Source organism: Ruegeria sp. F12, assembly GCF_056533885.1.
In genome coordinates, this window is record NZ_JBQFOV010000003.1 from 89,363 (window position 1) to 110,587 (window position 21,225).

18 protein-coding genes are annotated in these 21,225 nt (G+C 59.2%); 13 read left to right on the forward strand and 5 right to left on the reverse strand.

All coding sequences use genetic code 11. The features are described 5' to 3' along the window. Positions 1–29 precede the first annotated feature (29 nt). Positions 30–377: a TfoX/Sxy family protein gene (locus ACR0CA_RS05155; protein ID WP_480897630.1), complete on the forward strand. Its 348-nt coding sequence runs from the start codon at positions 30–32 to the stop codon at positions 375–377. A 53-nt stretch (positions 378–430) separates the two neighbouring features. Here ACR0CA_RS05155 and ndk read toward each other — a convergent pair whose 3' ends face one another. Beyond that, positions 431–853: a nucleoside-diphosphate kinase gene (gene ndk, locus ACR0CA_RS05160; RefSeq protein ID WP_170352964.1), complete on the reverse strand. Its 423-nt coding sequence runs from the start codon at positions 851–853 to the stop codon at positions 431–433. 98 nt (positions 854–951) lie between these two features. Then, entirely contained in the window at positions 952–2,154 is a 1,203-nt protein-coding gene (locus tag ACR0CA_RS05165; protein ID WP_480856518.1) for a Bcr/CflA family efflux MFS transporter, read from the reverse strand. Positions 2,155–2,258: 104 nt separating this feature from the next. Between ACR0CA_RS05165 and ACR0CA_RS05170 the strand changes: the two genes are divergently transcribed. The 8 genes from ACR0CA_RS05170 to ACR0CA_RS05205 all read left to right on the forward strand — a co-directional run bounded on the left by ACR0CA_RS05170 (position 2,259) and on the right by ACR0CA_RS05205 (position 9,571). After that, complete coding sequence (locus tag ACR0CA_RS05170) at positions 2,259–4,109, forward strand: ABC-F family ATP-binding cassette domain-containing protein (RefSeq protein WP_480897631.1); 1,851 nt, start codon at positions 2,259–2,261, stop codon at positions 4,107–4,109. Beyond that, the gene (locus ACR0CA_RS05175) at positions 4,106–4,498 is read left to right on the forward strand and encodes an ACT domain-containing protein (RefSeq protein ID WP_480897632.1); all 393 of its coding nucleotides are present in this window, start codon (positions 4,106–4,108) and stop codon (positions 4,496–4,498) included. Before ACR0CA_RS05170 ends, ACR0CA_RS05175 begins: the two co-directional genes overlap by 4 nt. Continuing rightward, positions 4,495–5,115, forward strand: a complete 621-nt coding sequence (locus ACR0CA_RS05180; RefSeq protein WP_480897633.1) for a MarC family protein — start codon at positions 4,495–4,497, stop codon at positions 5,113–5,115. Before ACR0CA_RS05175 ends, ACR0CA_RS05180 begins: the two co-directional genes overlap by 4 nt. 41 nt (positions 5,116–5,156) lie before the next feature. Continuing rightward, positions 5,157–5,738 carry a retropepsin-like aspartic protease family protein gene (locus ACR0CA_RS05185; protein ID WP_480897634.1) on the forward strand — a complete coding sequence of 194 codons (582 nt, stop codon included), beginning with the start codon at positions 5,157–5,159 and terminating at the stop codon, positions 5,736–5,738. Positions 5,739–5,786: 48 nt separating this feature from the next. Next, complete coding sequence (locus ACR0CA_RS05190; protein ID WP_480897635.1) at positions 5,787–6,407, forward strand: ImuA family protein; 621 nt, start codon at positions 5,787–5,789, stop codon at positions 6,405–6,407. 65 nt (positions 6,408–6,472) lie between these two features. Then, positions 6,473–7,687, forward strand: coding sequence for an MFS transporter (locus ACR0CA_RS05195; RefSeq protein ID WP_170769514.1), 1,215 nt, complete (start codon positions 6,473–6,475; stop codon positions 7,685–7,687). Beyond that, positions 7,684–8,280: a YceI family protein gene (locus ACR0CA_RS05200; protein ID WP_170769513.1), complete on the forward strand. Its 597-nt coding sequence runs from the start codon at positions 7,684–7,686 to the stop codon at positions 8,278–8,280. The genes ACR0CA_RS05195 and ACR0CA_RS05200 overlap by 4 nt, the downstream gene beginning before the upstream one ends. Before the next feature lie 70 nt (positions 8,281–8,350). Next, positions 8,351–9,571, forward strand: coding sequence for an MFS transporter (locus ACR0CA_RS05205; RefSeq protein ID WP_480897636.1), 1,221 nt, complete (start codon positions 8,351–8,353; stop codon positions 9,569–9,571). A gap of 30 nt (positions 9,572–9,601) precedes the next feature. Here ACR0CA_RS05205 and ACR0CA_RS05210 read toward each other — a convergent pair whose 3' ends face one another. Both ACR0CA_RS05210 and ACR0CA_RS05215 read right to left on the reverse strand, forming a co-directional pair. Next, entirely contained in the window at positions 9,602–11,263 is a 1,662-nt protein-coding gene (locus ACR0CA_RS05210) for a flotillin family protein (protein ID WP_480897637.1), read from the reverse strand. Positions 11,264–11,296: 33 nt separating this feature from the next. After that, a complete protein-coding gene (locus tag ACR0CA_RS05215; RefSeq protein WP_480897638.1) occupies positions 11,297–12,052 on the reverse strand; it encodes an OB-fold-containig protein in 756 nt (251 codons plus the stop codon). Between the two features lie 218 nt (positions 12,053–12,270). On the opposite strand from ACR0CA_RS05215, the gene metG reads away from it, so the two are divergent. The 3 genes from metG to ACR0CA_RS05230 all read left to right on the forward strand — a co-directional run bounded on the left by metG (position 12,271) and on the right by ACR0CA_RS05230 (position 18,583). Next, positions 12,271–13,989 (forward strand): methionine--tRNA ligase, encoded by a 1,719-nt coding sequence (gene metG, locus ACR0CA_RS05220; protein WP_480897639.1) that lies wholly within the window; start codon positions 12,271–12,273, stop codon positions 13,987–13,989. A 274-nt stretch (positions 13,990–14,263) separates the two neighbouring features. Next, positions 14,264–15,442 (forward strand): efflux RND transporter periplasmic adaptor subunit, encoded by a 1,179-nt coding sequence (locus ACR0CA_RS05225; protein ID WP_480897640.1) that lies wholly within the window; start codon positions 14,264–14,266, stop codon positions 15,440–15,442. A 3-nt stretch (positions 15,443–15,445) separates the two neighbouring features. Continuing rightward, entirely contained in the window at positions 15,446–18,583 is a 3,138-nt protein-coding gene (locus tag ACR0CA_RS05230; protein WP_480897641.1) for an efflux RND transporter permease subunit, read from the forward strand. A 50-nt stretch (positions 18,584–18,633) separates the two neighbouring features. Here ACR0CA_RS05230 and glpD read toward each other — a convergent pair whose 3' ends face one another. Then, positions 18,634–20,208 (reverse strand): glycerol-3-phosphate dehydrogenase, encoded by a 1,575-nt coding sequence (gene glpD / locus ACR0CA_RS05235; protein WP_480897642.1) that lies wholly within the window; start codon positions 20,206–20,208, stop codon positions 18,634–18,636. Between the two features lie 198 nt (positions 20,209–20,406). Between glpD and ACR0CA_RS05240 the strand changes: the two genes are divergently transcribed. Beyond that, on the forward strand, positions 20,407–21,168 hold the full coding sequence (locus ACR0CA_RS05240) for a DeoR/GlpR family DNA-binding transcription regulator (protein WP_480897643.1): 762 nt from the start codon (positions 20,407–20,409) through the stop codon (positions 21,166–21,168). The last annotated feature ends 57 nt before the right edge of the window (positions 21,169–21,225 follow it).

Genomic DNA, 21,225 nt, shown 5'->3' on the forward strand with positions numbered 1-21,225 from the left:
AGGATACACCGTATCATAAGACTTTTCACATGTCCGATCCCGTCTCATCCATACGCAACCTCGGCCCCGCTTTCGAACAGGCCTGTGCGCGTGCCGGGATACACTCGGCGCAAGGATTGCGGGAATTGGGGCCAGATGCGGCCTACACGAAACTATTGCAGTCGGGTTCTCGCCCGCATTTCATCGGGTACTACGTGCTGGTCATGGGCCTTCAGGGGCGTCCATGGAACGATTGCAAAGGCGAGGAGAAGAAGGCGCTGCGCAAACGGTTCGATGCGATCAAGGCCAGTGTCAGCACCGCGCCTGAGATGCAGATCATCGCTGATCTGGATGCGATCGGCGTGCGGATCTCGGCTGCGGACCTCGAACCCGAATGAAAAAGGCCGCCCCCGGTAACGGGAACGGCCCTGAATTCTGCTAAGGCTAAAGCTTAGCCGACCAATTCGATACCCGAGAAGAAATAGGCGATCTCAACCGCTGCGGTCTCAGGTGCGTCTGAGCCGTGGACCGAGTTTTCGCCAACCGATTCAGCAAACTCGGCGCGGATGGTGCCAGCAGCTGCGTCTGCGGGGTTGGTTGCGCCCATGACTTCGCGGTTCTTGGCAATGGCGCCTTCGCCTTCCAGAACCTGAACAACGACCGGAGCCGACGACATGAATTCGCACAGTTCGTCATAGAACGGGCGCTCGGCATGCACTTCGTAGAACTTACCGGCTTGTTCCTTGGTCATGTGGATGCGCTTTTGCGCAACGATGCGCAGGCCCGCGTCTTCGAACTTGGCGTTGATCTTGCCAGTCAAGTTGCGGCGGGTTGCATCAGGTTTGATGATCGAGAATGTGCGTTCCAGTGCCATATCGGCCTCTCCTTCGTGTTTGGCGCGCTGCGCCGAAATCCATCGCGCGCCGCCTAGCACGGTATGTGGCCCAAGAAAAGTGTTATATGGCGCGGCGCTCAGATCGTGTCCGGCAATGGGTCCAACTGGTCGACCCGCCGAACATAGAGGATGGACAGAAGCCCTGCGAAACTGCTGAGGCACATCATGCCAAGAACGATAAATGGGGCATTCGCGGCAGTAACCAAGGCCCCGGTGGCCATGGTCAGCACGGCCCCCAACGCCACAGTCATCGCGCCAGACAGCCCCGCAGCGCTACCCGCCAATTGCGGACGTACAGACATCAGACCGGCGGTGGCATTAGCGACGGTCAGCCCGTTGCCGAACCCCACCAGAATGGCTGAACCAAAAAAGGTCCAGACGCTGCCGCCCTCGGCTGCGAACACCACAAGACCCACAAGTGGCCCAACCGAGGCAATCACACGCCCAAAAAGAATCATATTATTCAGCCGGGCCCGCGCCGCCAGACGCCCGGTCAGATAGCTGCCCGCCATGAACCCCAGCGTGATGATCCCAATCCCCAACCCTAGTAGCGCGGGGTTCAGATCGAACCACGTTGCTGCAACCAAAGGCGCACCGGTGATAAACGCATAGAACCCTCCAATCGAAAACGCCGCACAGAAGGAATAGCCCCAAAACCGACGTGAATTGAAAAGCTGCGGATAGAGCCTCATCTGCGCGGCGAAGGTAGCGGTTGTGTTAGTGTTGGTCTCACCCAGATCGACCCATATCAACGCCAAGAGGCCCGCGCCCAGAAGAAGATACAAAATAAACCCGGCGCGCCAGCCGAATAGCATCTCGAGCAGACCGCCCAGCATCGGCCCCAGCATCGGTGCTAGCGCCATAGCCATCGAGACATAACCCAGCTTTGCCGCGGCCTCATTCGGTGGATGCATATCCCGTATCGCGGCCCGTGCCAGAACCTGCCCGGCCACGACGGCACCTTGCAGCATCCGAAACCCTAGAAACACCCAGATCGACTGCGCCAACGCACATCCGACCGAAGCAACGACGAAGATGACCATACAGATCAGCAATACCGGCCTGCGTCCGAACCGGTCGGACAACGGCCCCATGATCAGTTGCAGGACTGCCGACAGCGCCAGATAACCCGCGATCGACAGGTTCACCAGGCCGTATTCCGCCTCCAGTGCCGCGCCGATACTGGGCAGCGATGGCAGGAACATGTTCAGCGACAGAACCGAAAGCGCCGTCAGCAAAACCAATGTGATCAAGGACGGAGGGGACTGCGCAGGCCGCATCAAACATTCCACTTCATTCAAACATGGCAGCGCTATCACATTGATCCCGTGTTGAACATGCCAAGCCGCTGGCGGCGGCATCATACCTCTGTTAAGAGCGGCCCATGCTACGGATCGAAGACATCAATTACGCCGTTGAAGGCCGCCCCTTGTTCGACGGGGCCAGTGCAACCATCCCCGATGGGCACAAGGTGGGTCTTGTGGGCCGCAACGGCACCGGAAAGACCACTCTGTTCCGCCTGATCCGGGGCGAACTGGCGTTGGAATCGGGCAATATCGTGCTGCCCAAACGCGCACGGATCGGCGGTGTGGCGCAAGAGGTGCCCTCCTCCGATGTCTCGCTGATCGATACCGTTCTGGCGGCTGATACCGAGCGCAGTTCCCTGATGGCCGAGGCCGACAGCGCCACCGATCCCTCGCGCATAGCCGATATCCAGACTCGTCTCGCCGATATCGACGCCTGGTCCGCCGAAGCCCGCGCAGCCTCGATCCTGAAGGGCCTGGGGTTTGATGATGAGGATCAGCTGAAACCCTGCTCGGATTTCTCGGGCGGCTGGCGGATGCGGGTTGCGCTGGCAGCGGTGCTTTTTTCGCAGCCCGACCTGCTGCTGCTGGACGAACCGACCAACTATCTGGATCTCGAAGGCGCTCTGTGGCTGGAGAGCTATCTGGCCAAATACCCGCACACGGTCATCATCATCAGCCACGACCGCGGGCTGTTGAACCGCGCGGTGGGGTCGATCCTGCATCTGGAAGATCGCAAGCTGACCTACTACGCGGTGCCTTACGACAAATTCGCCGAACGCCGCGCCGAACGCATTGCTCAGGCGGAATCGGAGAACGCCAAGGCCAAGGCCCGCATTGCCCATCTGCAAAGCTTCGTGGACCGTTTCCGCGCAAAGGCCACTAAGGCCGTGCAGGCCCAGTCGCGTCTGAAGATGATCGAGCGCATACAGCTTGTCTCAACCCCGCAAGAGGCCGCCCTGCGCGCGTTCTCTTTCCCTGAGCCCGAGGAACTTTCGCCCCCGATCATTCACCTTGAGGGCGGTATCACAGGCTATGGCGGCACCGAAGTGCTGCGCCGTCTGAACCTGCGAATTGATCAGGATGACCGCATCGCCCTGCTGGGCAAGAACGGTCAGGGCAAATCGACTCTGTCGAAACTGCTGTCCGACCGCCTGCCCCTGATGGCGGGGAAAATGACCCGCAGCTCTAAGCTGCGCATCGGCTATTTCGCCCAGCATCAGGTGGATGAGCTGTATGTGGACGAGACTCCTCTGGACCACCTGCGCCACCTGCGCCCGGATGAGGCACCGGGCAAGTGGCGATCCCGTCTGGCCGGGTTTGGCCTCAATGCCGACCAGGCGGATACAGAGGTCGGGCGTCTGTCGGGCGGCCAGAAAGCACGCCTGTCGCTGCTGCTGGCCACGATCGACGCGCCGCATATGCTGATCCTGGATGAACCGACCAACCATCTGGACATCGAAAGTCGCGAGGCGCTGGTCGAGGCGCTGACCGCCTATTCCGGCGCGGTGGTGCTGGTCAGCCACGACATGCACCTGCTGTCGCTGGTTGCGGATCGGCTGTGGCTGGTCTCGGACGGAACGGTAAAACCGTTCGAGGGCGATTTGGAGGCCTATCGCGCCCTGTTGCTGGCCCGCGACAAGCCGGTCAAGGAAAAACCTGCAGTTGCGAAACCCAAACGCCCTTCACGCGATGCAATGCTGGCGCTACGCGCCGATCTGCGCAAATGCGAGGACCGGATTGAGAAGTTGACGGATATGCATGAAAAGCTGTCTGCCAAACTGGCTGATCCAGGCTTGTATGAAGATGATCGGATCAACGATCTGGAAACCTGGAACCGCAAATTCGCCGAGGTGGTTGAAGCGATGCAAAAAGCCGAAGCTCTGTGGGTCGCCGCCGCAGAACGTTTGGAGGAAGCCGAAGCGTCATGACATCCCCCGTGATCGAAACCAAAGCCATGATTGCCGGTATGCGCCCCGCGCTTCAGCCCGGTGAATATGCCTTTGTTGTCTGGCCGTCCGACGCAGAATGGCCAAAGGGCACAAGGGCCAGCTGTATCGAGGCCGAGGGTCTTTCGCTGATCGTTCCGTTCGAGGCAGCACAGACCGGCGCAGTCCCTATGCGCTGCATTACCCTTCAGGTGCATTCCTCGCTGGAAGGTGTGGGCCTCACCGCTGCTGTCTCAAGCGCACTTGCACAAGCCGGCATTCCGGCAAACATGGTCGCGGGGTATCACCATGACCACGTTTACGTTCCCAGCGATCAGGCCGATAAGGCCGTGGCAATCCTGACAGAACTTCAGCGCGGTGCCGCAGAATGATCGACCTGGCCTTCTTCATCACCGCTTTCACCACCTTGTTCGTGGTGATCGACCCGTTCGGCACCACGCCGATCTTCGTGGCTCTGACACAGGATATGGACGCCGCAACACGCCGCAAAACGGCGATCCGCAGTTGCCTGACTGCCGTTTTCATCCTGATCGCCTTTGCCGCGTTTGGTGAGGCGGTTCTGGGCTTTGTCGGAATCTCGATGGAGGCTTTCCGCGTCGCAGGCGGCGCGCTTCTATTCCTGACGGCGCTGGACATGCTGTTCGACCGCCGCACCAAACGGCGCGAGGATAGAGCCGAGGAAGAAGAGCACCCTGACCCGTCCGTGTTCCCTCTGGCCATTCCGCTGATCGCGGGGCCGGGCTCGATTGCCACGATCATCCTGCTGGCGGGGCAGCACCCTGGTGTGCTGGGCATCGTCGAGGCTTGCGTCGTCATGCTGGCCGTCATGGCGGTAGTTCTGATCTTTTTCCTGTCAGGCGGTGTGATCGCGCGCATCCTCGGCAAGACCGGGCTGAATGTGCTGACCCGGTTGTTGGGGATGCTGCTGGCGGCGCTGTCGGTTCAATTCATTCTGGATGGCCTCAAGGCCTTTGGATTTGCCTCCTGACCGCCCATATACGTGTCAGGTCAACCCGTTAGGATATCGGTATGGATGAGGATAGCATTGCACGTTTGGCGTATCTTAGCCTGTTGGGCGTGGCGGTTGTCGCGTGGTTCATCTCGCAAAACCGGCAGACGCTGAACAAGACGTTGCAACAGGCCATGGCCTGGGTATTCATCTTCATCGGCGTAATCGCCGTCGTTGGCCTGTGGGAAGATATCCGCTCGACCGTCAGCCCGGTGCCGCAGTTGACCGTGACCGGCGAAACGATCGAAGTGCCCCGCTCGGCAGATGGCCATTATTACCTGCCGGTCGAGGTCGATGGGCAGACGATCACTTTCCTAGTGGATACCGGTGCCAGCCAGATAGTCCTCAGCTCCCGCGACGCTGAACGGATCGGCGTTGACCTGAACCAATTGAATTATTTCGGACGCGCTCTGACTGCGAATGGCGAGGTACGCACCGCGCCTGTACGGCTGGAAACGGTCACTTTGGGCCCGATCACCGATCAGAATATCTCAGCCTGGGTGAATGAGGGCGAGCTGCACCAGTCGCTGCTGGGGATGGATTACTTGCATCTGTTTTCGAACATCCAATTCGCGGACGGGCGTATGATCCTGTCTCGCTAGAGATATTTCAGGATTGAGAACAAAATAAGAACATGTTAGATTGTCGGCATGTCCACAACGCTTCTTGGCCGCAAACCCGCACGTGATATACCGGGGCTGGCGCTGCACCCTCAGATCACCTTGCAACTGGGCCGCGTGCACGAAGCCTGCGGCCCTGCCCGGCGCAGTTTCGCCGTCTGGCTGGCTAGTCAGGTGCAAGGCCCCGTGCTGTGGATTTCCCCCGCGTGGGAGCCGGGCCAGCTGAACCCCGACGGCATGATGCCCTTTGTCGACCCCGCCCGGTTCATCTTTGTCCACCCCACCCGCGCCGAGGATATCTTGTGGTGTCTGGAAGAGGCACTGCGCAGCGGGGCCGTTCCGCTGGTGATCGGTGATCTGCCCGGCGCGCCGGGGCTGACGCCCGTGCGGCGGATGCATCTGGCGGCCGAACAGGGCGGCGCGATGGGACGGGCCCCACTGGGGCTGTTGCTGACACCCGGCGACGGCGGCGCGCAAGGGGTTGAGACGCGCTGGCACATGGCCGCGAACCATACTCAAGAGGCGCGCCGCTGGACCCTAACCCGCCGCCGTGCCCGCGCCCTGCCCCCAGTCACATGGCAGGCCACCCAGACCAAACCGCGCGCCGGATTGAACCTGCAAAGAACGGCAACCGACGAGGTATCGGCGTGACACCACCACGTGATCACGAAAGAAGTGACTAGCCAACCCCCACCCTGCGCCCTAGCGTTCCGGGAATGAGCCACGCAATCCACGACAGCCGCTATTCATGGCTACGCCTCACGATCACGCTTGCCATCGCTACGGTGGCGAATGTCGGCATGTGGGCGGTGATCGTGGTGATGCCCGCGATTGAGACACAGTTCGACGCCGGACGGGCCGAAGCCTCGCTGCCGTACGTTCTGACCATGGTAGGCTTTGCGTTGGGAAACATGTGGCTGGGGCAACTGGTCGATCGTCTGGGTGTGACCAAAGCGTTGATCGGGGCCGCCATACTCAGCACCGTCAGCTATGTGCTGGCAACGCTGGCGCCGAACATGATCACCCTGTCACTGGCACATTTGCTGGTGGGGCTGGGCACCTCCATCGGGTTTGGGCCGCTGATCGCCGATATCTCGCACTGGTTCATGAAGCGGCGCGGTATTGCCGTGGCACTGGTGGCCAGCGGCAATTACCTGTCAGGCGCGATCTGGCCGACCCTTCTGTCGGACATTTTGGCGCGGGACGGCTGGCAGCAGGTCTATCTGACGCTTGCCATGATCACGCCTGCCATCGTCATCCCACTGTCCCTGTTGCTGCGCCGTCAGGTTCCGGCCGAAGCGCATCAGACCGCAGCCGCCAGCGCCAGAATCAAGGCCAGCAGCGTCGGGATCTCACCACGCGCGTTGCAATACATACTGGGTCTGGCCGGGATCGGGTGCTGCGTCGCGATGTCGATGCCGCAGGTCCATATTGTCTCATACTGCGTCGGGCTGGGCTATGGCCCCGCTGTCGGAGCCGAGATGCTGTCGCTGATGTTGCTGGGCGGCGTGGTCAGCCGCGTGATTTCCGGGATGGTGGCCGACAAGCTGGGCGGGCTGATGACCCTGCTGATCGGGTCGATCCTGCAATGTATCGCGCTGTTCCTGTTCCTGCCCTATGACGGCATGGTCTCGCTCTACATCATCAGCCTCATGTTCGGGCTGGCACAGGGCGGCATCGTGCCCAGCTATGCGCTGGTCGTGCGTGAATACATGCCCCCGCAAGAGGCCGGAGCCCGTGTAGGTTTTGTCATGATGATGACCATCATGGGCATGGCCTTGGGCGGCTGGATGTCGGGTTGGATTTACGACGTAACCGGAAATTATCAACTGGCCTTTATCAACGGCATTCTCTGGAACGGGCTGAACATCGCAATCCTGCTGATGTTGCTGAAACGATCGCGCCCCCGCAGGCAGGAGGTCATGGCATGACCCAACTAACTCGACGCACAGTCCTGGCCAGCCTGATTGCACTGACTCTTGCGAGTTCGGCGCTGGCTGCGCCACGCACGTATCAACTAGTCCCCGAAGAGACATCCGTCGATTTCACCTTTGACCTGTCCGGCATTTCCCAATCCGGCACCATGCCAATCGAGTCTGCCGACATACAGATCGACCTGAATGATCTTCTCAACAGTCGGGTGGACGTGATCCTGAACGTCGCCAAAGCGCGCACCAAACTGCCCTTCGCCCGCAAACCCATGCTCAGCGAGAGCGTGCTGGCGGCAAAGGAATATCCAACCATCCATTTCGTCTCAACCAGTGTTCAGCTTGGTGAGGGCGGTCGTATCTCGAACGGGGCCATCATCAACGGAGACCTTACAGTGCGCGGAGTCACCATGCCGATCGAACTGAAGGCCGACCTGTTTCGCGCGCCCGGCAGCGCTGCGGACAGTCTGGATGACCTGTCCATCCGCCTGACAGGCGAGCTGAACAGGCACGACTTCGGCGCCTCAGGTTTTGCAGATCTGGTTCAGGATACGGTCGGGCTGGATATCCGGGCAGAGATTCAACGGACCCAATAGCAAAAAAACGACGCGACAAAGTCGATAAGCTGCGCGATTCCTGTGCGGGATGCCGCAAGGTGGGGGCGTTATGCGCACGATGATTTCCTTTGCCGCCCTGTTTCTTTCGGTCATTTTGCTACAGCTCTCGACCGGAGGCGTCGGCCCGCTTGACGCCATCTCGGGCCTGACACTGGATTTCTCGACCGAGCAGATCGGCTTATTGGGGTCCGCGCATTTCATAGGATTCTTTGTTGGCTGCTGGTGGGCACCTCGCCTCATGGGCAGCGTCGGACATTCGCGCGCATTTGCTGTGTGTACGGCCTTGGGTGCGATGGGTTTGCTGGGCCATACTCTGACTGAAAACCCGAACATATGGGCCGTACTGCGGATCGCGTCAGGCACCTGCGTTGCTGGTTGCTATACAGTGATTGAGGCTTGGTTGAACGCCAAGGTCACAAACGAGTCGCGTGGCCGCGTGATGGGCAGCTATCGCATCGCCGATCTGGGCGCGTCGCTTTGCGCGCAATTGATTATCGCCGTGCTGCCACCCGCGTCTTATGCGTCTTACAACCTGCTGGCCATCTTGTGCTGTGCTTCGCTGTTGCCTCTGGCCCTGACCCGGGCCAGCCAGCCTAAGACGCCCGACGCGCCCCGCCTGCGCCCCAGACTGGCCTGGACAAACTCACCTCTGGCGGTGGCCGGAGTGATTGTTTCGGCTCTCAGCTCTGCCTCGTTTCGCATGGTCGGCCCGGTTTATGGGCAAGAGGTCGGGCTGGGTGTGGATCAGATCGCCTTCTTCTTGGCTTCCTTCGTTCTTGGCGGCGCGCTAGCGCAATATCCGCTGGGATGGCTGGCCGACAAATATGACCGGCGATGGGTGTTGATCTGGCTGTCTGCCGCTGCAGTGCTCAGCTGCGGCATCACAATGGCGGCCAGCGGGTCCGGTACCTTCGGCGTCATGCTGGCGGCTGGGTTCTTTGGCTTGACCACCTTCCCGATCTTCTCGGTATCTTCTGCCCACGCCAACGACTTTGCCACGACCGAACAACGGGTTGAGCTTTCTGCCGCGCTGATGTTCTGGTACGCGCTGGGGGCTATTGCCTCACCCTACATCTCATCCACGCTGATCCAGCAGTATGGGCCGGGTGCCTTGTTTGCCTTTGTGGCAGTAGGTCATATGGGGCTGATCGTGTTCGGTCTGGCGCGGATGCGATCCCGCCCAACACCGGATGCGCGGACGAACTATGTCTATGCGCCGCGCACGTCCTTCACCATCGGGCGATTGTTGAAACGGTCGCGCGAAGAATAAAGGGCCGGGAAATCCCGGCCCTTCCTTTTGTTACTGGGTCGGAGGCGTCTCGTCCTCCAGCCCCTCGACGGGGTCCTGCGTCTGCTCTAGCGCTCCGTTCACTACGCCGCCGACACCGTTTTCCATCGACAGACCAAGCTCTTCGCCCAGCTTCTTGAGCGCGGGCATCTGCACCGCCATGCCCATGATCGAATCCAGTGCCTGATTGACCACCGGCTTGTCGCTGTTGGCCGTGCCGCCCGAGGCCCCGGCCCCGATGCCGCCCACCTGATGGATCTTGATCGAGTCGATTTTTTCCGCAGGCTTGACCATCTCCGAGATGATCGATGGCATCGTCTCAATCCGCGCCATATCGACCTTCATGCGGATCTGGGCCGCGGACAGAGCATTGTCGGCCTCGACAATGGCGCGCTTGCCTTCGGCTTCGGCCAGCATGTCGTTTTTCTTGGCCTCGGCCCGGATGTTCAGCGCGTCTGCCTCGGCTTGTGCCTCTTCGCGGCGGGCTTCGGCGCGGTCCGCGGCGGCCTCTTTCTCGGCCTGCGCGGCCAGCCGGATCGCGGTCGCCTGACGTTCGGCCTCACGCGTGGCTTCGATCAGAGCGATCTGCTTGATCCGCTCGGCTTCGGCCACCTCGCGGGCGGTCGCGACGGCTTCGGTTGCCTTGGTCGCCTCGGCACGGGCCAAGTCGGCAGACGCACGCGCGCGGCTTTCCTCTTCGGATTTCTGCGCGATGATGATCTGACGTTCCTGTTCGGCCACTTCAATCTCACGCTCTTTGGCAATCTCGGCATCGCGGATTTTACGCTCCCGCTCAATATCGGCCGAACGGATGGCTTCTTCACGGGCGATCCGGGCGCGTTCAGTCTCGCGCACCGAGTCCTCGGTCCGGGCTGCGATTTCGGCCTCTTGCGCCACGCGCATGGTTTCGACCTTTTGGGCCTGCTCAATCCGTGCCTGCGCCTCATCCTGTTCGATCAGCAGCTTTTGGCGTTCCGCCTCCATCGCGGCGCGGCGCACTTCAACCTCGGCCTCAGCATCGATCTGCGCGCGTTCCTTTTTGGACACGGCAATTACCTCGGCCAGCCTACGCATACCCACGGCGTTAAAGGCGTTGTTTTCGTCCAGCGCCTCGAACGGTGTCTGATCCAACGCAGTCAGCGAGACAGATTCCAGCGACAGACCATTCTTCAACAGGTCTTCGGACACCGCATTCTGCACCTCTTGCACAAAGTCGGCGCGGTTCTCATGCAGACCATCCATGGTCATCTGAGCCGCCACGGCGCGCAAGCCGTCAATCAGCTTGCCTTCGATCATCTCACGCAGTTGCTCAACGTCGAAAGTGCGGTCGCCCAGCGTTTGCGCGGCACGTGCGATACCCTCTTCGGTCGCCATGACCGAGACGTAGAACTCGACACCTACATCCACGCGCATCCGGTCTTTGGTAATCAGCGCGGCCTCGCCACTGCGCTGCACCTCAAGGCGCAGGGTCTTCATGTTAACGGGGCTGACCTCGTGCAGCAGTGGAATGACCCAAGCACCGCCATCCATAATGACTTTCTTGCCGCCTTGACCGGTCTTCACGAGGCTGACCTCACGCGTTGTACGACGGTACAATCGTTTCAGAACCAATCCGATCATCAAAATTACGGCGAGTACACTCGCGACAGTACCGATCAGGAATGTAAGTTCCATGCAAAATCCTCCGAGTTGGGGCTTGAAATTTGGTTAGTCTGACAAGCCGACCAGAACGAACCGGTCGCGCCGTCTGTCACGCAGAACAAGGACCTCTGTGCCTTGTTCCAGCATCTCGTTGTCCTGCAGCGGCTCGGCGCGCAGGTAATGTGTGTTGCCAAAGCGATCCATGACGCGCACCTCGGCTGGACGTCCGCGCAAGGCAGTGCCCTGAGTAATCACACCGCGACGGCGAGCAAGCATCCGTTCCGACATCGCCTCGGTCTCGGTCTTGGGCAGAAGGCGGGCAAAGACGCTGCCGAACCCACGGGCGAACCACAGACCGAACGCACCCGCCGGGATCGCGGCCATCCACGCAGGCAGGTCAAAGCCCAAAAGATCGCGCAGCGCCAGTTGCAGGCCCATGCCCGACAGGCCAAAGCCCGCAAGCAGCACCGCCAGCCAGATCATGAAGGGCACCTTGCCCAGACCTAACCATGCCATAGGTCCGGACGGTTCGGCCCCCGGCGCATCAGCCTCGATCTCGGCCAGCTCAAAGTCACCCAGATCAACATCCGCGTCGATGTCCAGATCAAGGTCGGCCACATCCAGATCAGGCGCATCAACCGCATCCAGGTCAACCTCGCCCTCACCCGCCAGTAAGCTGCCGCCGATCGCCAGAGCCACAAGCTCTAGCGCCAGCAGACCGAACAGCAGCGCAAGCGAAAGGGTAAAGGGCACAAAAGCACCCTCGAGCAAAAAGTCGAACATCAGCGGATCGCCCTCGTTATTGTATACTTTGGTATACATTTCATATGGGAAGTCATTTCTCGAAATTCAAGAGGTTGTGATTTCAATTTACAACCTATGGGTATTGCGCGCTGTCATCCGGGTACAATCGGCGGCCGCATCAGTGGCGCGTTTTCTGATAGATGCGTGTCTAAAATGACATGTGGGTAAAAGCCGGGGTTTTGCTGGGCGGTCACATAAGGTAGACGGTCGCGCAGTTAGATACGTGGAAACGCAAAATGGCTCGGATTCTCATCACCTCGGCGATCCCTTACATCAACGGGATCAAGCACCTCGGCAACCTGATCGGCTCGCAATTGCCAGCTGATCTGTATGCACGCTACCAGCGCGGCCGAGGAAATGAGGTCATGTTCCTGTGTGCCACCGACGAGCACGGCACGCCAGCCGAGTTGGCCGCAGCAAAGGCGGGCAAACCGGTGGCAGACTATTGCGCCGATATGTACGCCGTTCAGGCCGATATCGCGAACCGCTTTGGGTTGAGCTTCGATCACTTCGGGCGGTCTTCCAGCGATCAGAACAAACGACTGACCCAGCATTTCGCGGGCAAGCTGGACGAGGCCGGGCTGATCCGTGAGGTCAGCGAGAAACAGGTCTATTCCAACGCCGATGGCCGGTTCCTGCCTGACCGCTATATCGAGGGCACCTGCCCCAACTGCGGCTATGACCGCGCGCGCGGCGATCAGTGCGAAAACTGCACCAAGCAGTTAGACCCAACCGACCTGATCGAGCCGCGCAGCGCCATCAGCGGCTCGACTGATCTAGAGATCCGCGAGACCAAGCACCTGTATCTGCGCCAATCCGCGATGAAAGATCAGCTGGATGCATGGATCGACAGCAAAGCCGACTGGCCGATCTTGACGACTTCGATTGCCAAGAAGTGGCTGCATGACGGCGACGGCCTGCAGGATCGCGGCATCACCCGTGATCTGGACTGGGGTGTGCCGGTGAAGAAAGGCGATCAGGACTGGCCGGGGATGGAAGGCAAGGTCTTCTATGTCTGGTTCGACGCGCCGATCGAATATATCGCCTGCGCCAAGGAATGGGCCGATGCCAGCGGCAAACCGGATGCAGAGTGGGAACGCTGGTGGCGCACCGACAAAGGTGCGGATGACGTCCGTTACGTACAATTCATGGGCAAGGACAACGTGCCCTTCCATACGCTCAGCTTCCCCGCCACAATTCTGGGTTCGGGCGAGCCGTGGAAGATGGTCGATCACCTGAAATCCTTCAACTATCTGAACTATGATGGCGGCCAGTTCTCGACCAGCCAAGGCCGCGGCGTTTTCATGGATCAGGCGCTTGAGATCCTGCCCGCCGATTACTGGCGCTGGTGGCTGCTGAGCCATGCGCCGGAAAGCAGCGATAGCGAGTTCACGTGGGAGAATTTCCAGCAATCGGTGAACAAGGACCTCGCTGACGTGCTGGGCAATTTCGTCAGCCGGATCACCAAGTTCTGCCGTTCAAAATTCAGTGAGGCGGTGCCAGAGGGCGGCACATTTGGTGATCGTGAACAAGAGCTTATCGCGGAACTCACCCGCCGCGTCCGTGCCTATGAAGGGTTCATGGAGGCGATGGAGGTTCGCAAATCAGCGCAAGAATTGCGCGCGATTTGGGTGGCAGGCAATGAATATCTGCAATCTGCGGCGCCGTGGTCGACCTTCAAGGAAGACCCCGAACAAGCCGCCGCGCAGGTCCGCCTGGGCCTGAACCTGATTCGCCTTTACGCGGTGCTCAGCGCGCCGTTCATCCCCGAAACCTCGGCCCGGATGCTCAGCGCGATGAATACGCTGGACACAAGCTGGCCCGATCAAGTGGCCGAGGCTTTGGACGCGCTACCTGCGGGTCACGCGTTCACGGTGCCGGATGTGCTGTTCGCCAAGATCACCGACGAGCAGCGCGAAGATTGGGAGACCCGCTTCGCGGGCACACGCATCTAGGCGCCAACAAGGATCAAGACAAAGGGGCCTTTCGGCCCCTTTTTTCTTGCCCGCCTGTTCGCACACGACCCCAAACCCAAAAGAGAAAAAGCGAAAAACACCACGTAAACAACCGCACTTCCAGCATTTTTTCTAGATCTTATCCCCAGCGAAAAACCTCAATACGCTTGAGAAAAAATCGCAAACCCGTCATCCTCGTCTCAAAGTGCAATCGACTCGGCCTGTAAGTGGGTGGTCGGGTCGATTTTTGTTAGACCATCACGAGGCATTCGCCATGTTCTTTGATCCAAACTTTTTGAAACCTTTGCAGAATGGCCGGTCGTTCAAAGCGCTCAGTTGCGCTGCCGCGTTGGGCTTGATTACACTTGCCGATCCCAGCACAGCGCAAGACACTGGCGATGCGCAACCGCCCAAGGTTTCAATCGCGGCCGCGTACACTCAGGACATTACCGAGGAAGCAACCTTTATCGGTCGGGCCGAGGCGCTGAATAAGGCGGATATCATCGCTCGGGTCAGCGGGTTTCTGGACAGTCAGAACGTGGAAGATGGTGCGTTGGTTAAGGAAGGCGATCTGCTGTTTACCATCGAGCCTGACCTCTATCAGGCCACGCTGGATGCCAGAAATGCCGATCTGGACCGGGCGCAGGCCAATCTGGAACTGGCCAAGGTGGAGCTCGCACGTAAACAGGAATTGTACGAGCGTGACGCGACCCCAGAATCCGAACGCGACATTGCCCGCGCCAATGAACTGGTGGCCGAAGCCGAGGTCAAGTCCGCGCAGGCCGCGATTAAACAAGCCAAACTTGATCTCAGCTATACGGAAATCCACGCTCCCTTCGACGGACGTATCGGTCGCGCTACTACAAGTGTCGGGGATGTGGTTGGGCCGAATAATCCACCACTGGTGAATATAGTCAGCGAAGCCCCGATCTATGTGAATTTTTCGCTGAACGAAAAGGAGTTCACGTCGGTTCTGCAAGCGGTGGGTGAAAACGCCGCCTCGCTTGCGGAAAGCAATAAAAGCCCAGTGGTGAAAGTTGTCCTGCCCAACGGGACCGAACTGGATGAGGAAGGTACAATCGTCTTTGTCGACAACCGAATAGACCCGCTGACCGGGGCGATCAGGATGCGGGCTCAATTCGACAACGCCAAGCGTCTGATCGTCGATGGTGCATTCTTAAGCGTGCAGATCGAGGCATTGAAACCAACGACTGAGGTGTTGATCCCGCAAGCCGCTTTGCAGCGCGATCAGAGGGGCGAGTTTGTGCTGGTCGTGAATGATCAGCAAATGGTCGAACAGCGCTATATAACCACCGGCAACACGGTTGAGACCGCTATCATCGTCAAGGATGGGCTGCGCGCAGGGGAAAGCGTGATTGTCGAGGGCTTGCAACGGGTGCGTCCGGGTGTCGCCGTTGATGCGGTTGTCGCCTCTGAGCAGCCGGGAGAATAACGGATGTTCTCTGCCCTGTTCATCAGCCGGCCCAAGCTGGCGCTTGTCATTTCGCTGGTGCTGACCATCATGGGCGGCATCGGTTACATGGTGCTGCCGGTGGCGCAATTCCCCGACATCACCCCGCCCGTGGTCAGTGTTACGACCACCTATACCGGTGCAAATGCCGAGACGGTCGAAAACACCGTCGCCGCCCCGATCGAGGCGCAGGTCAACGGTGTGGACGACATGATCTATATGACGTCGACCTCGTCCGACAACGGTTCCTATTCGCTGAATATTACGTTTGAAGTCGGAACTGACCCCGACATCGCATCAGTCAACGTGCAAAACCGCGTGGCACAGGCGATGTCTTCGCTGCCTACCGAAGTGACCTCTTCGGGCGTCGTCACGCAAAAAGCTTCGACCAACATGCTGCTCTTGGTCACGCTGACATCGCCCAATGGGACATATGACAGTGTCTTCCTGTCGAACTATGCGTCGATCAACCTAAAAGACGCGCTGGCGCGGGTTCAGGGCGTTGGTAAGGCTGATGTTCTGACCAACCTGGAATACGCAATGCGAATCTGGATGGACCCTGATCAGATGGCCGCCTTGTCGATCACGCCGGGCGATGTGATCAGTGCCATCCGGGAACAGAATATCGAGGTCTCTGCAGGGTCTATCGGGTCTCCGCCTGTGCCAGAGGGCCAAACATTTCAGTACACCATTAAGACCAAGGGCCGACTGACCTCGGCCGATGAATTCGGTGATATCGTGATCCGTACTGGTGAGGCAGGATCGATTGTACGGGTCAAGGATATCGCACGGGTCGAGCTGGGCGCTCAGTTCTATTCGGCCTCGGGCTATTTCCAGGCTGTGCCTGCTACCGTCATCGGCATTTACCAGGCTCCTGGCGCGAACGCGTTGGCCGTGTCTGAACGCGTTCAGGCCGAGTTGGATCGCCTGTCGCGGTCTTTCCCGACGGATGTTGAATACCAAGTGCCCTTCAACACCACCGATTTCGTTGAGCAATCGCTGAATGACGTGGTCTCGACGCTGATCCTGACCTTCATTCTGGTGATCTCAGTGGTGTTTGTCTTTCTGGGCAGTTGGCGGGCAACGATCATTCCAGCGGTGGCCATCCCTGTCTCACTGATCGGGACATTCGCATTCCTTCTGGCCTTTGGGATGTCGCTGAACACGATCTCGTTGTTCGCGCTGGTGCTGGCCATCGGGATCGTGGTGGATGACGCCATCGTGGTTGTCGAGAACGTAGAACGGATCATCGCCGAAGAAGGCCTCCCCCCCGCCGAGGCGACCCGCAAGGCAATGGGCCAGATCACCGGGCCGGTGATCGCGACCACCCTGGTTCTACTGGCTGTTTTCGTGCCTGTAACCTTTATGCCGGGCATCTCAGGAAGGCTATATTCGCAGTTCGCAGTGACGATTTCGACCGCTGTTGTGATTTCGTCCATCAACGCACTGACACTGTCCCCTGCCCTGTGCGGTCTGGTGCTGCGGGCGCGGTCCGGTCCTCCAAAAGGGCTGCTGGCGATGTTCGAAAACTTCATCGGAACCGTGCGCAGCGGCTACGTCGCCATTGTGCGCAAGATGCTGATCCTGCCGGTGGTGGCTTTAGGTGTCATCGTCGTTCTGGCGATGGGCACCGGTACGATCATGGGCACCACATCCAAGGGCTTTATCCCGCTTGAGGATAACGGATATCTATTCGTGGACATCCAACTGCCCGACGCTGCTACACTAGAGCGGACCGAAACCGTCTCCAGCCGCGTCGACGACAAGATCCGCGAAATTCCGGGTGTGGCCAGTACCGTTCTAGTCAACGGGTTCTCGTTGCTGAACGGCACGACGACCAACGGGGCCGCAATCTTTGTGAACCTTGAGAACTGGGAAGAGCGGCAAGAGCCGGACCTCACCGCCGACGCGATCCTGAGCAAAGTTCTAGCAATTGCAAACGGCGAATCTGCAGCCTCGATCGTGGCGTTCAACCCACCCCCCATTCAGGGTCTGGGCATGTCGGCGGGTGTCGAGATGGAGGTACAGCAGACCGGAGGTGGCTCGCCTCAGGATCTGGCCTCGGCCGTGGGTTCGTTTGTCTATGCGGCGAACCAACGACCTGAGATCGGACAGGCCTACACAACCTTCCGCGCCAATGTTCCACAGTTGTTTGTCGATCTGGATCGGGAAAAGGCCAAAACACTGCAAGTCTCGGTGGCCGAGATTTTCCAGACCATGCAGGCGCAGTTGGGTTCGTATTACGTGAATGACTTCAACCTGTTCGGCCGGGTCTACCGCGTGATGATTCAGGCCGAAGGGTCATACCGGACCAAGGTCGACGACATCGCAAACCTCTATGTTCGCTCGACCAAGGGCGAGATGGTTCCTTTGGGAACGTTGATCGACGTGGAAAATGTGCTGGGTCCGGTTTTGCTGAAACGGCACAACCTGTTCCGGTCTGCCACGGTGACGGCGGTTCCTGCCCCCGGCTTGTCCAGCGGCGATGCAATCACTGTCATGACCGAGGAATCCGCCAACGCCCTGCCCCCCGGTTATGCGTTTGAGTGGACCGGCACAGCGCAGCAGCAGTTGGCTTCGGGCGGTCTGGTGATCGTGATCCTGGGGCTGGCAATCTTGTTCGGGTATCTGTTCCTTGTGGGTCAGTACGAGAGTTGGTCGTTGCCAGTCTCGATCCTGCTATCTGTGATCGTCGCCTTGTTCGGGGCGGTGGCGGCGGTGGCTATCGTCGGTAGTGACATCAACCTCTATACACAGATCGGGATGATCATGCTTGTGGGGCTGGCCTCGAAGAACGGCATTCTGATCGTCGAATTTGCGATGGAGCAACGCGCCAACGGTCTGTCGATCAAGGAAGCTGCTGCCGAAGCTGCGCATCAGCGTTTCCGCGCGGTGATGATGACCGCGCTGTCCTTCCTGCTGGGTGTTGTACCGCTGCTTGCCGCCAATGGCGCCGGTGCGGCCAGTCAGAAGGCCATCGGTGTGGCCGTGTTCGGCGGGATGCTGGCGGCGACGCTGATCGGTGTCATTCTGGTTCCGGTTCTCTATGCCCTGATGCAGGGGCTGCGAGAATGGATCAAGGGCACCAAGAACGACCCCGGCCCATCCGGGGAAACAGCCTGAACCAAAAAGCCCCGCTTATCCAGCGGGGCTTTCTTCTGTGTACAGGTCGTTCAAGCCAGTTTTTGATCCATCCACGCCTGAATGCGCGCTATCTGCTCGGGCGTCAGCCTCAACCCCAGCTTGTTGCGTCGCCAGACCACATCCTCGGCAGTGCGGGCGTATTCGCGGGTCATCAGCCAGTCCAATTCGCGCGCGAACAGTGTCGCGCCGAACTCTTCGCCTAGATCGCTGGTCGTTTTCGCATCACCCAATATGTTGCGTACTTCGGTGCCATAGGCGCGCACAAGCCGCTCGGCCCAGCCGTGATCAAGGAACGTAAACTCTGCCTGAATCTGCCCGATCAGTTTTTCCACACCATCCACCGGGAAATCTCCGCCCGGCAAGGCCACGCCTGCCGTCCATGGCCCCGGAAGATCAGGGAAGTGTTCCGCCACTTTCTCAAGCGCGCTCTCGGCCAGCCGCCGATAAGTGGTGATCTTGCCGCCAAACACATTTAACACCGGCGCCCCGCCTACGGCGTTTACCTTCAGCGTATAGTCTCGCGTGGCCGCTGTGGCACTGCTAGCCCCATCATCATAAAGCGGGCGCACACCCGAATAGGTCCAGACAATCTGATCCCGCGTCACCGGCGATTTGAAATAGCGCGAGGCGAAAGCACACAGATAGTCCTGCTCAGCCTCAGTGCAGACAGGCGGTTCAGACGGGTCAGCATGGTCCTGATCGGTGGTGCCGATCAACGTGAAATCCCGTTCGTAAGGAATGGCAAAGATTATGCGGCCATCCTCACCCTGAAAGAAGTAGCATTTTTCGTGGTCGAACAGCCGGGGCGTTACGATATGGCTACCGCGCACAAGACGAACCCCTTCGCGTGAGTTCATGTGGATTTTAGTCTGGATGATATCGCCGACCCAGGGACCGCCCGCATTGATCAGCATCTTTGCCCGCACTGTGCGGGTCTCGTCTGACCGCTTGTCGCTGAGCGTGATCTCCCAGAGATCATCCACGCGTTTTGCCGACAGAACTTCGGTCCGGGTCATGATCTGCGCACCCCGCGCCTCGGCATCCCGCGCGTTCAGGACAACCAACCGCGAGTCCTCGATCCAGCAATCGGAATATTCATAGGCCGTCTGGAACCGATCCTGTAACGGAGCACCCTCGGCCGCTGTGCTTAGGTTCAACGCGCTGGTCCCCGGCAGGATTTTGCGCCCGCCCAGATGGTCATAAAGAAACAGTCCCAAACGGATCAGCCATGCCGGACGGCGCCCCTTCATCCACGGCATCACAGTGCCAAGCAGCCGTGAGGTCGGCGTCTCAGAGTCAAACCGCATGTCTTTGTGATAAGGCAGCACAAACCGCATCGGCCAGCTGATGTGCGGCATCGCCCGCAGCAGAGTTTCGCGTTCGATCAGAGCCTCGCGCACCAGTCGAAACTCAAAATACTCCAGATAACGCAGCCCGCCGTGAAACAGCTTGGTCGAGGCTGAGGATGTAGCCGACGCCAGATCATTCATTTCGGCCAGCGCGACCGACAATCCGCGCCCGGCGGCATCCCGCGCGATACCGCAGCCATTGATCCCGCCACCGATAATGAAAAGGTCGGTCACTTGTTGGTTTTGCTGTGTCATATCTCAAGATGCCCATGACATAAAAAATCAGCGCCATTAACCCGATACACGCTCGAGTCGTCAATGTTTACTTTCGTTATTGTTCGCTTTCTGCATCAGAACGGAACTTTTGGCAAATTGATCTTGCAGTTTTACCGAAACCTCCCGCAAACAGGTTGGAAAGGAATAAAATCGAACATCGCCCTATCGGAGTTACAAATGTCCCTGTCCTTCCGCCAATCCGACATTCTGGAAGTTGCACGACAGGATGGCCGTGTCATGGTCGAAGAACTGGCGCAAAGATTTGATGTCACAGTACAAACCATCCGACGCGACCTTTCTGAACTGGCGGACATGGGAAAGCTGGACCGCGTTCACGGAGGTGCGGTCTTGCGGTCGGGCGTGTCGAATATCGGCTACGAAGACCGCCGGGCGCTCAACGCTGACACCAAGGTTCAGATCGCACAAGCCTGCGCGCAGGACATACCTGACGGTGCGTCCCTCTTCATGAATATCGGCACTTCGACCGAGGCCGTCGCGCGTCAACTGCTGAACCACAAAGACCTGATGGTGGTGACCAACAACATGAATGTCGCCAATATCCTTGTCGAAAACCCAAACTGCCAGATCGTTGTCGCCGGGGGCGTGCTGCGCCGCTCGGACGGTGGATTGGTGGGGGATCTGACGATAACGACCATCGAGCAATTCAAGTTTGACTATGCGGTGATTGGATGCTCGGCCCTGGATGCGGCGGGCGATTTGCTGGATTTCGACTTTCAGGAGGTTAAGGTCAGCCAGACGATCATAGCCCAAGCCCGACAAAGCCTGCTGGTCGCCGACCACTCGAAATTCCAACGGACCGCGCCCGCGCGGATCGCCTCGCTGACCAATGTCGATGTGTTTTACACCGATCAACCTTTGGCAGAAGACCTGGCCAAGAAATGCGCGGAATGGAATACGAAGGTCAAACTGTGCGCCTGACGGGGCGGTAGCCGATAATTTAATTGACGAACCCCGTGCCAACGTCTGAGGATGGGG

What these genes read in the sequence shown, in the direction of transcription:
- ACR0CA_RS05155 (WP_480897630.1), top strand. Translation starts at nt 30, where the DNA reads ATGTCCGATCCCGTCTCATCCATACGCAACCTCGGCCCCGCTTTCGAA.
- ndk (WP_170352964.1), bottom strand. Translation starts at nt 853, where the DNA reads ATGGCACTGGAACGCACATTCTCGATCATCAAACCTGATGCAACCCGC.
- ACR0CA_RS05165 (WP_480856518.1), bottom strand. Translation starts at nt 2,154, where the DNA reads ATGCGGCCTGCGCAGTCCCCTCCGTCCTTGATCACATTGGTTTTGCTG.
- ACR0CA_RS05170 (WP_480897631.1), top strand. Translation starts at nt 2,259, where the DNA reads ATGCTACGGATCGAAGACATCAATTACGCCGTTGAAGGCCGCCCCTTG.
- ACR0CA_RS05175 (WP_480897632.1), top strand. Translation starts at nt 4,106, where the DNA reads ATGACATCCCCCGTGATCGAAACCAAAGCCATGATTGCCGGTATGCGC.
- ACR0CA_RS05180 (WP_480897633.1), top strand. Translation starts at nt 4,495, where the DNA reads ATGATCGACCTGGCCTTCTTCATCACCGCTTTCACCACCTTGTTCGTG.
- ACR0CA_RS05185 (WP_480897634.1), top strand. Translation starts at nt 5,157, where the DNA reads ATGGATGAGGATAGCATTGCACGTTTGGCGTATCTTAGCCTGTTGGGC.
- ACR0CA_RS05190 (WP_480897635.1), top strand. Translation starts at nt 5,787, where the DNA reads ATGTCCACAACGCTTCTTGGCCGCAAACCCGCACGTGATATACCGGGG.
- ACR0CA_RS05195 (WP_170769514.1), top strand. Translation starts at nt 6,473, where the DNA reads ATGAGCCACGCAATCCACGACAGCCGCTATTCATGGCTACGCCTCACG.
- ACR0CA_RS05200 (WP_170769513.1), top strand. Translation starts at nt 7,684, where the DNA reads ATGACCCAACTAACTCGACGCACAGTCCTGGCCAGCCTGATTGCACTG.
- ACR0CA_RS05205 (WP_480897636.1), top strand. Translation starts at nt 8,351, where the DNA reads ATGCGCACGATGATTTCCTTTGCCGCCCTGTTTCTTTCGGTCATTTTG.
- ACR0CA_RS05210 (WP_480897637.1), bottom strand. Translation starts at nt 11,263, where the DNA reads ATGGAACTTACATTCCTGATCGGTACTGTCGCGAGTGTACTCGCCGTA.
- ACR0CA_RS05215 (WP_480897638.1), bottom strand. Translation starts at nt 12,052, where the DNA reads ATGTATACCAAAGTATACAATAACGAGGGCGATCCGCTGATGTTCGAC.
- metG (WP_480897639.1), top strand. Translation starts at nt 12,271, where the DNA reads ATGGCTCGGATTCTCATCACCTCGGCGATCCCTTACATCAACGGGATC.
- ACR0CA_RS05225 (WP_480897640.1), top strand. Translation starts at nt 14,264, where the DNA reads ATGTTCTTTGATCCAAACTTTTTGAAACCTTTGCAGAATGGCCGGTCG.
- ACR0CA_RS05230 (WP_480897641.1), top strand. Translation starts at nt 15,446, where the DNA reads ATGTTCTCTGCCCTGTTCATCAGCCGGCCCAAGCTGGCGCTTGTCATT.
- glpD (WP_480897642.1), bottom strand. Translation starts at nt 20,208, where the DNA reads ATGACACAGCAAAACCAACAAGTGACCGACCTTTTCATTATCGGTGGC.
- ACR0CA_RS05240 (WP_480897643.1), top strand. Translation starts at nt 20,407, where the DNA reads ATGTCCCTGTCCTTCCGCCAATCCGACATTCTGGAAGTTGCACGACAG.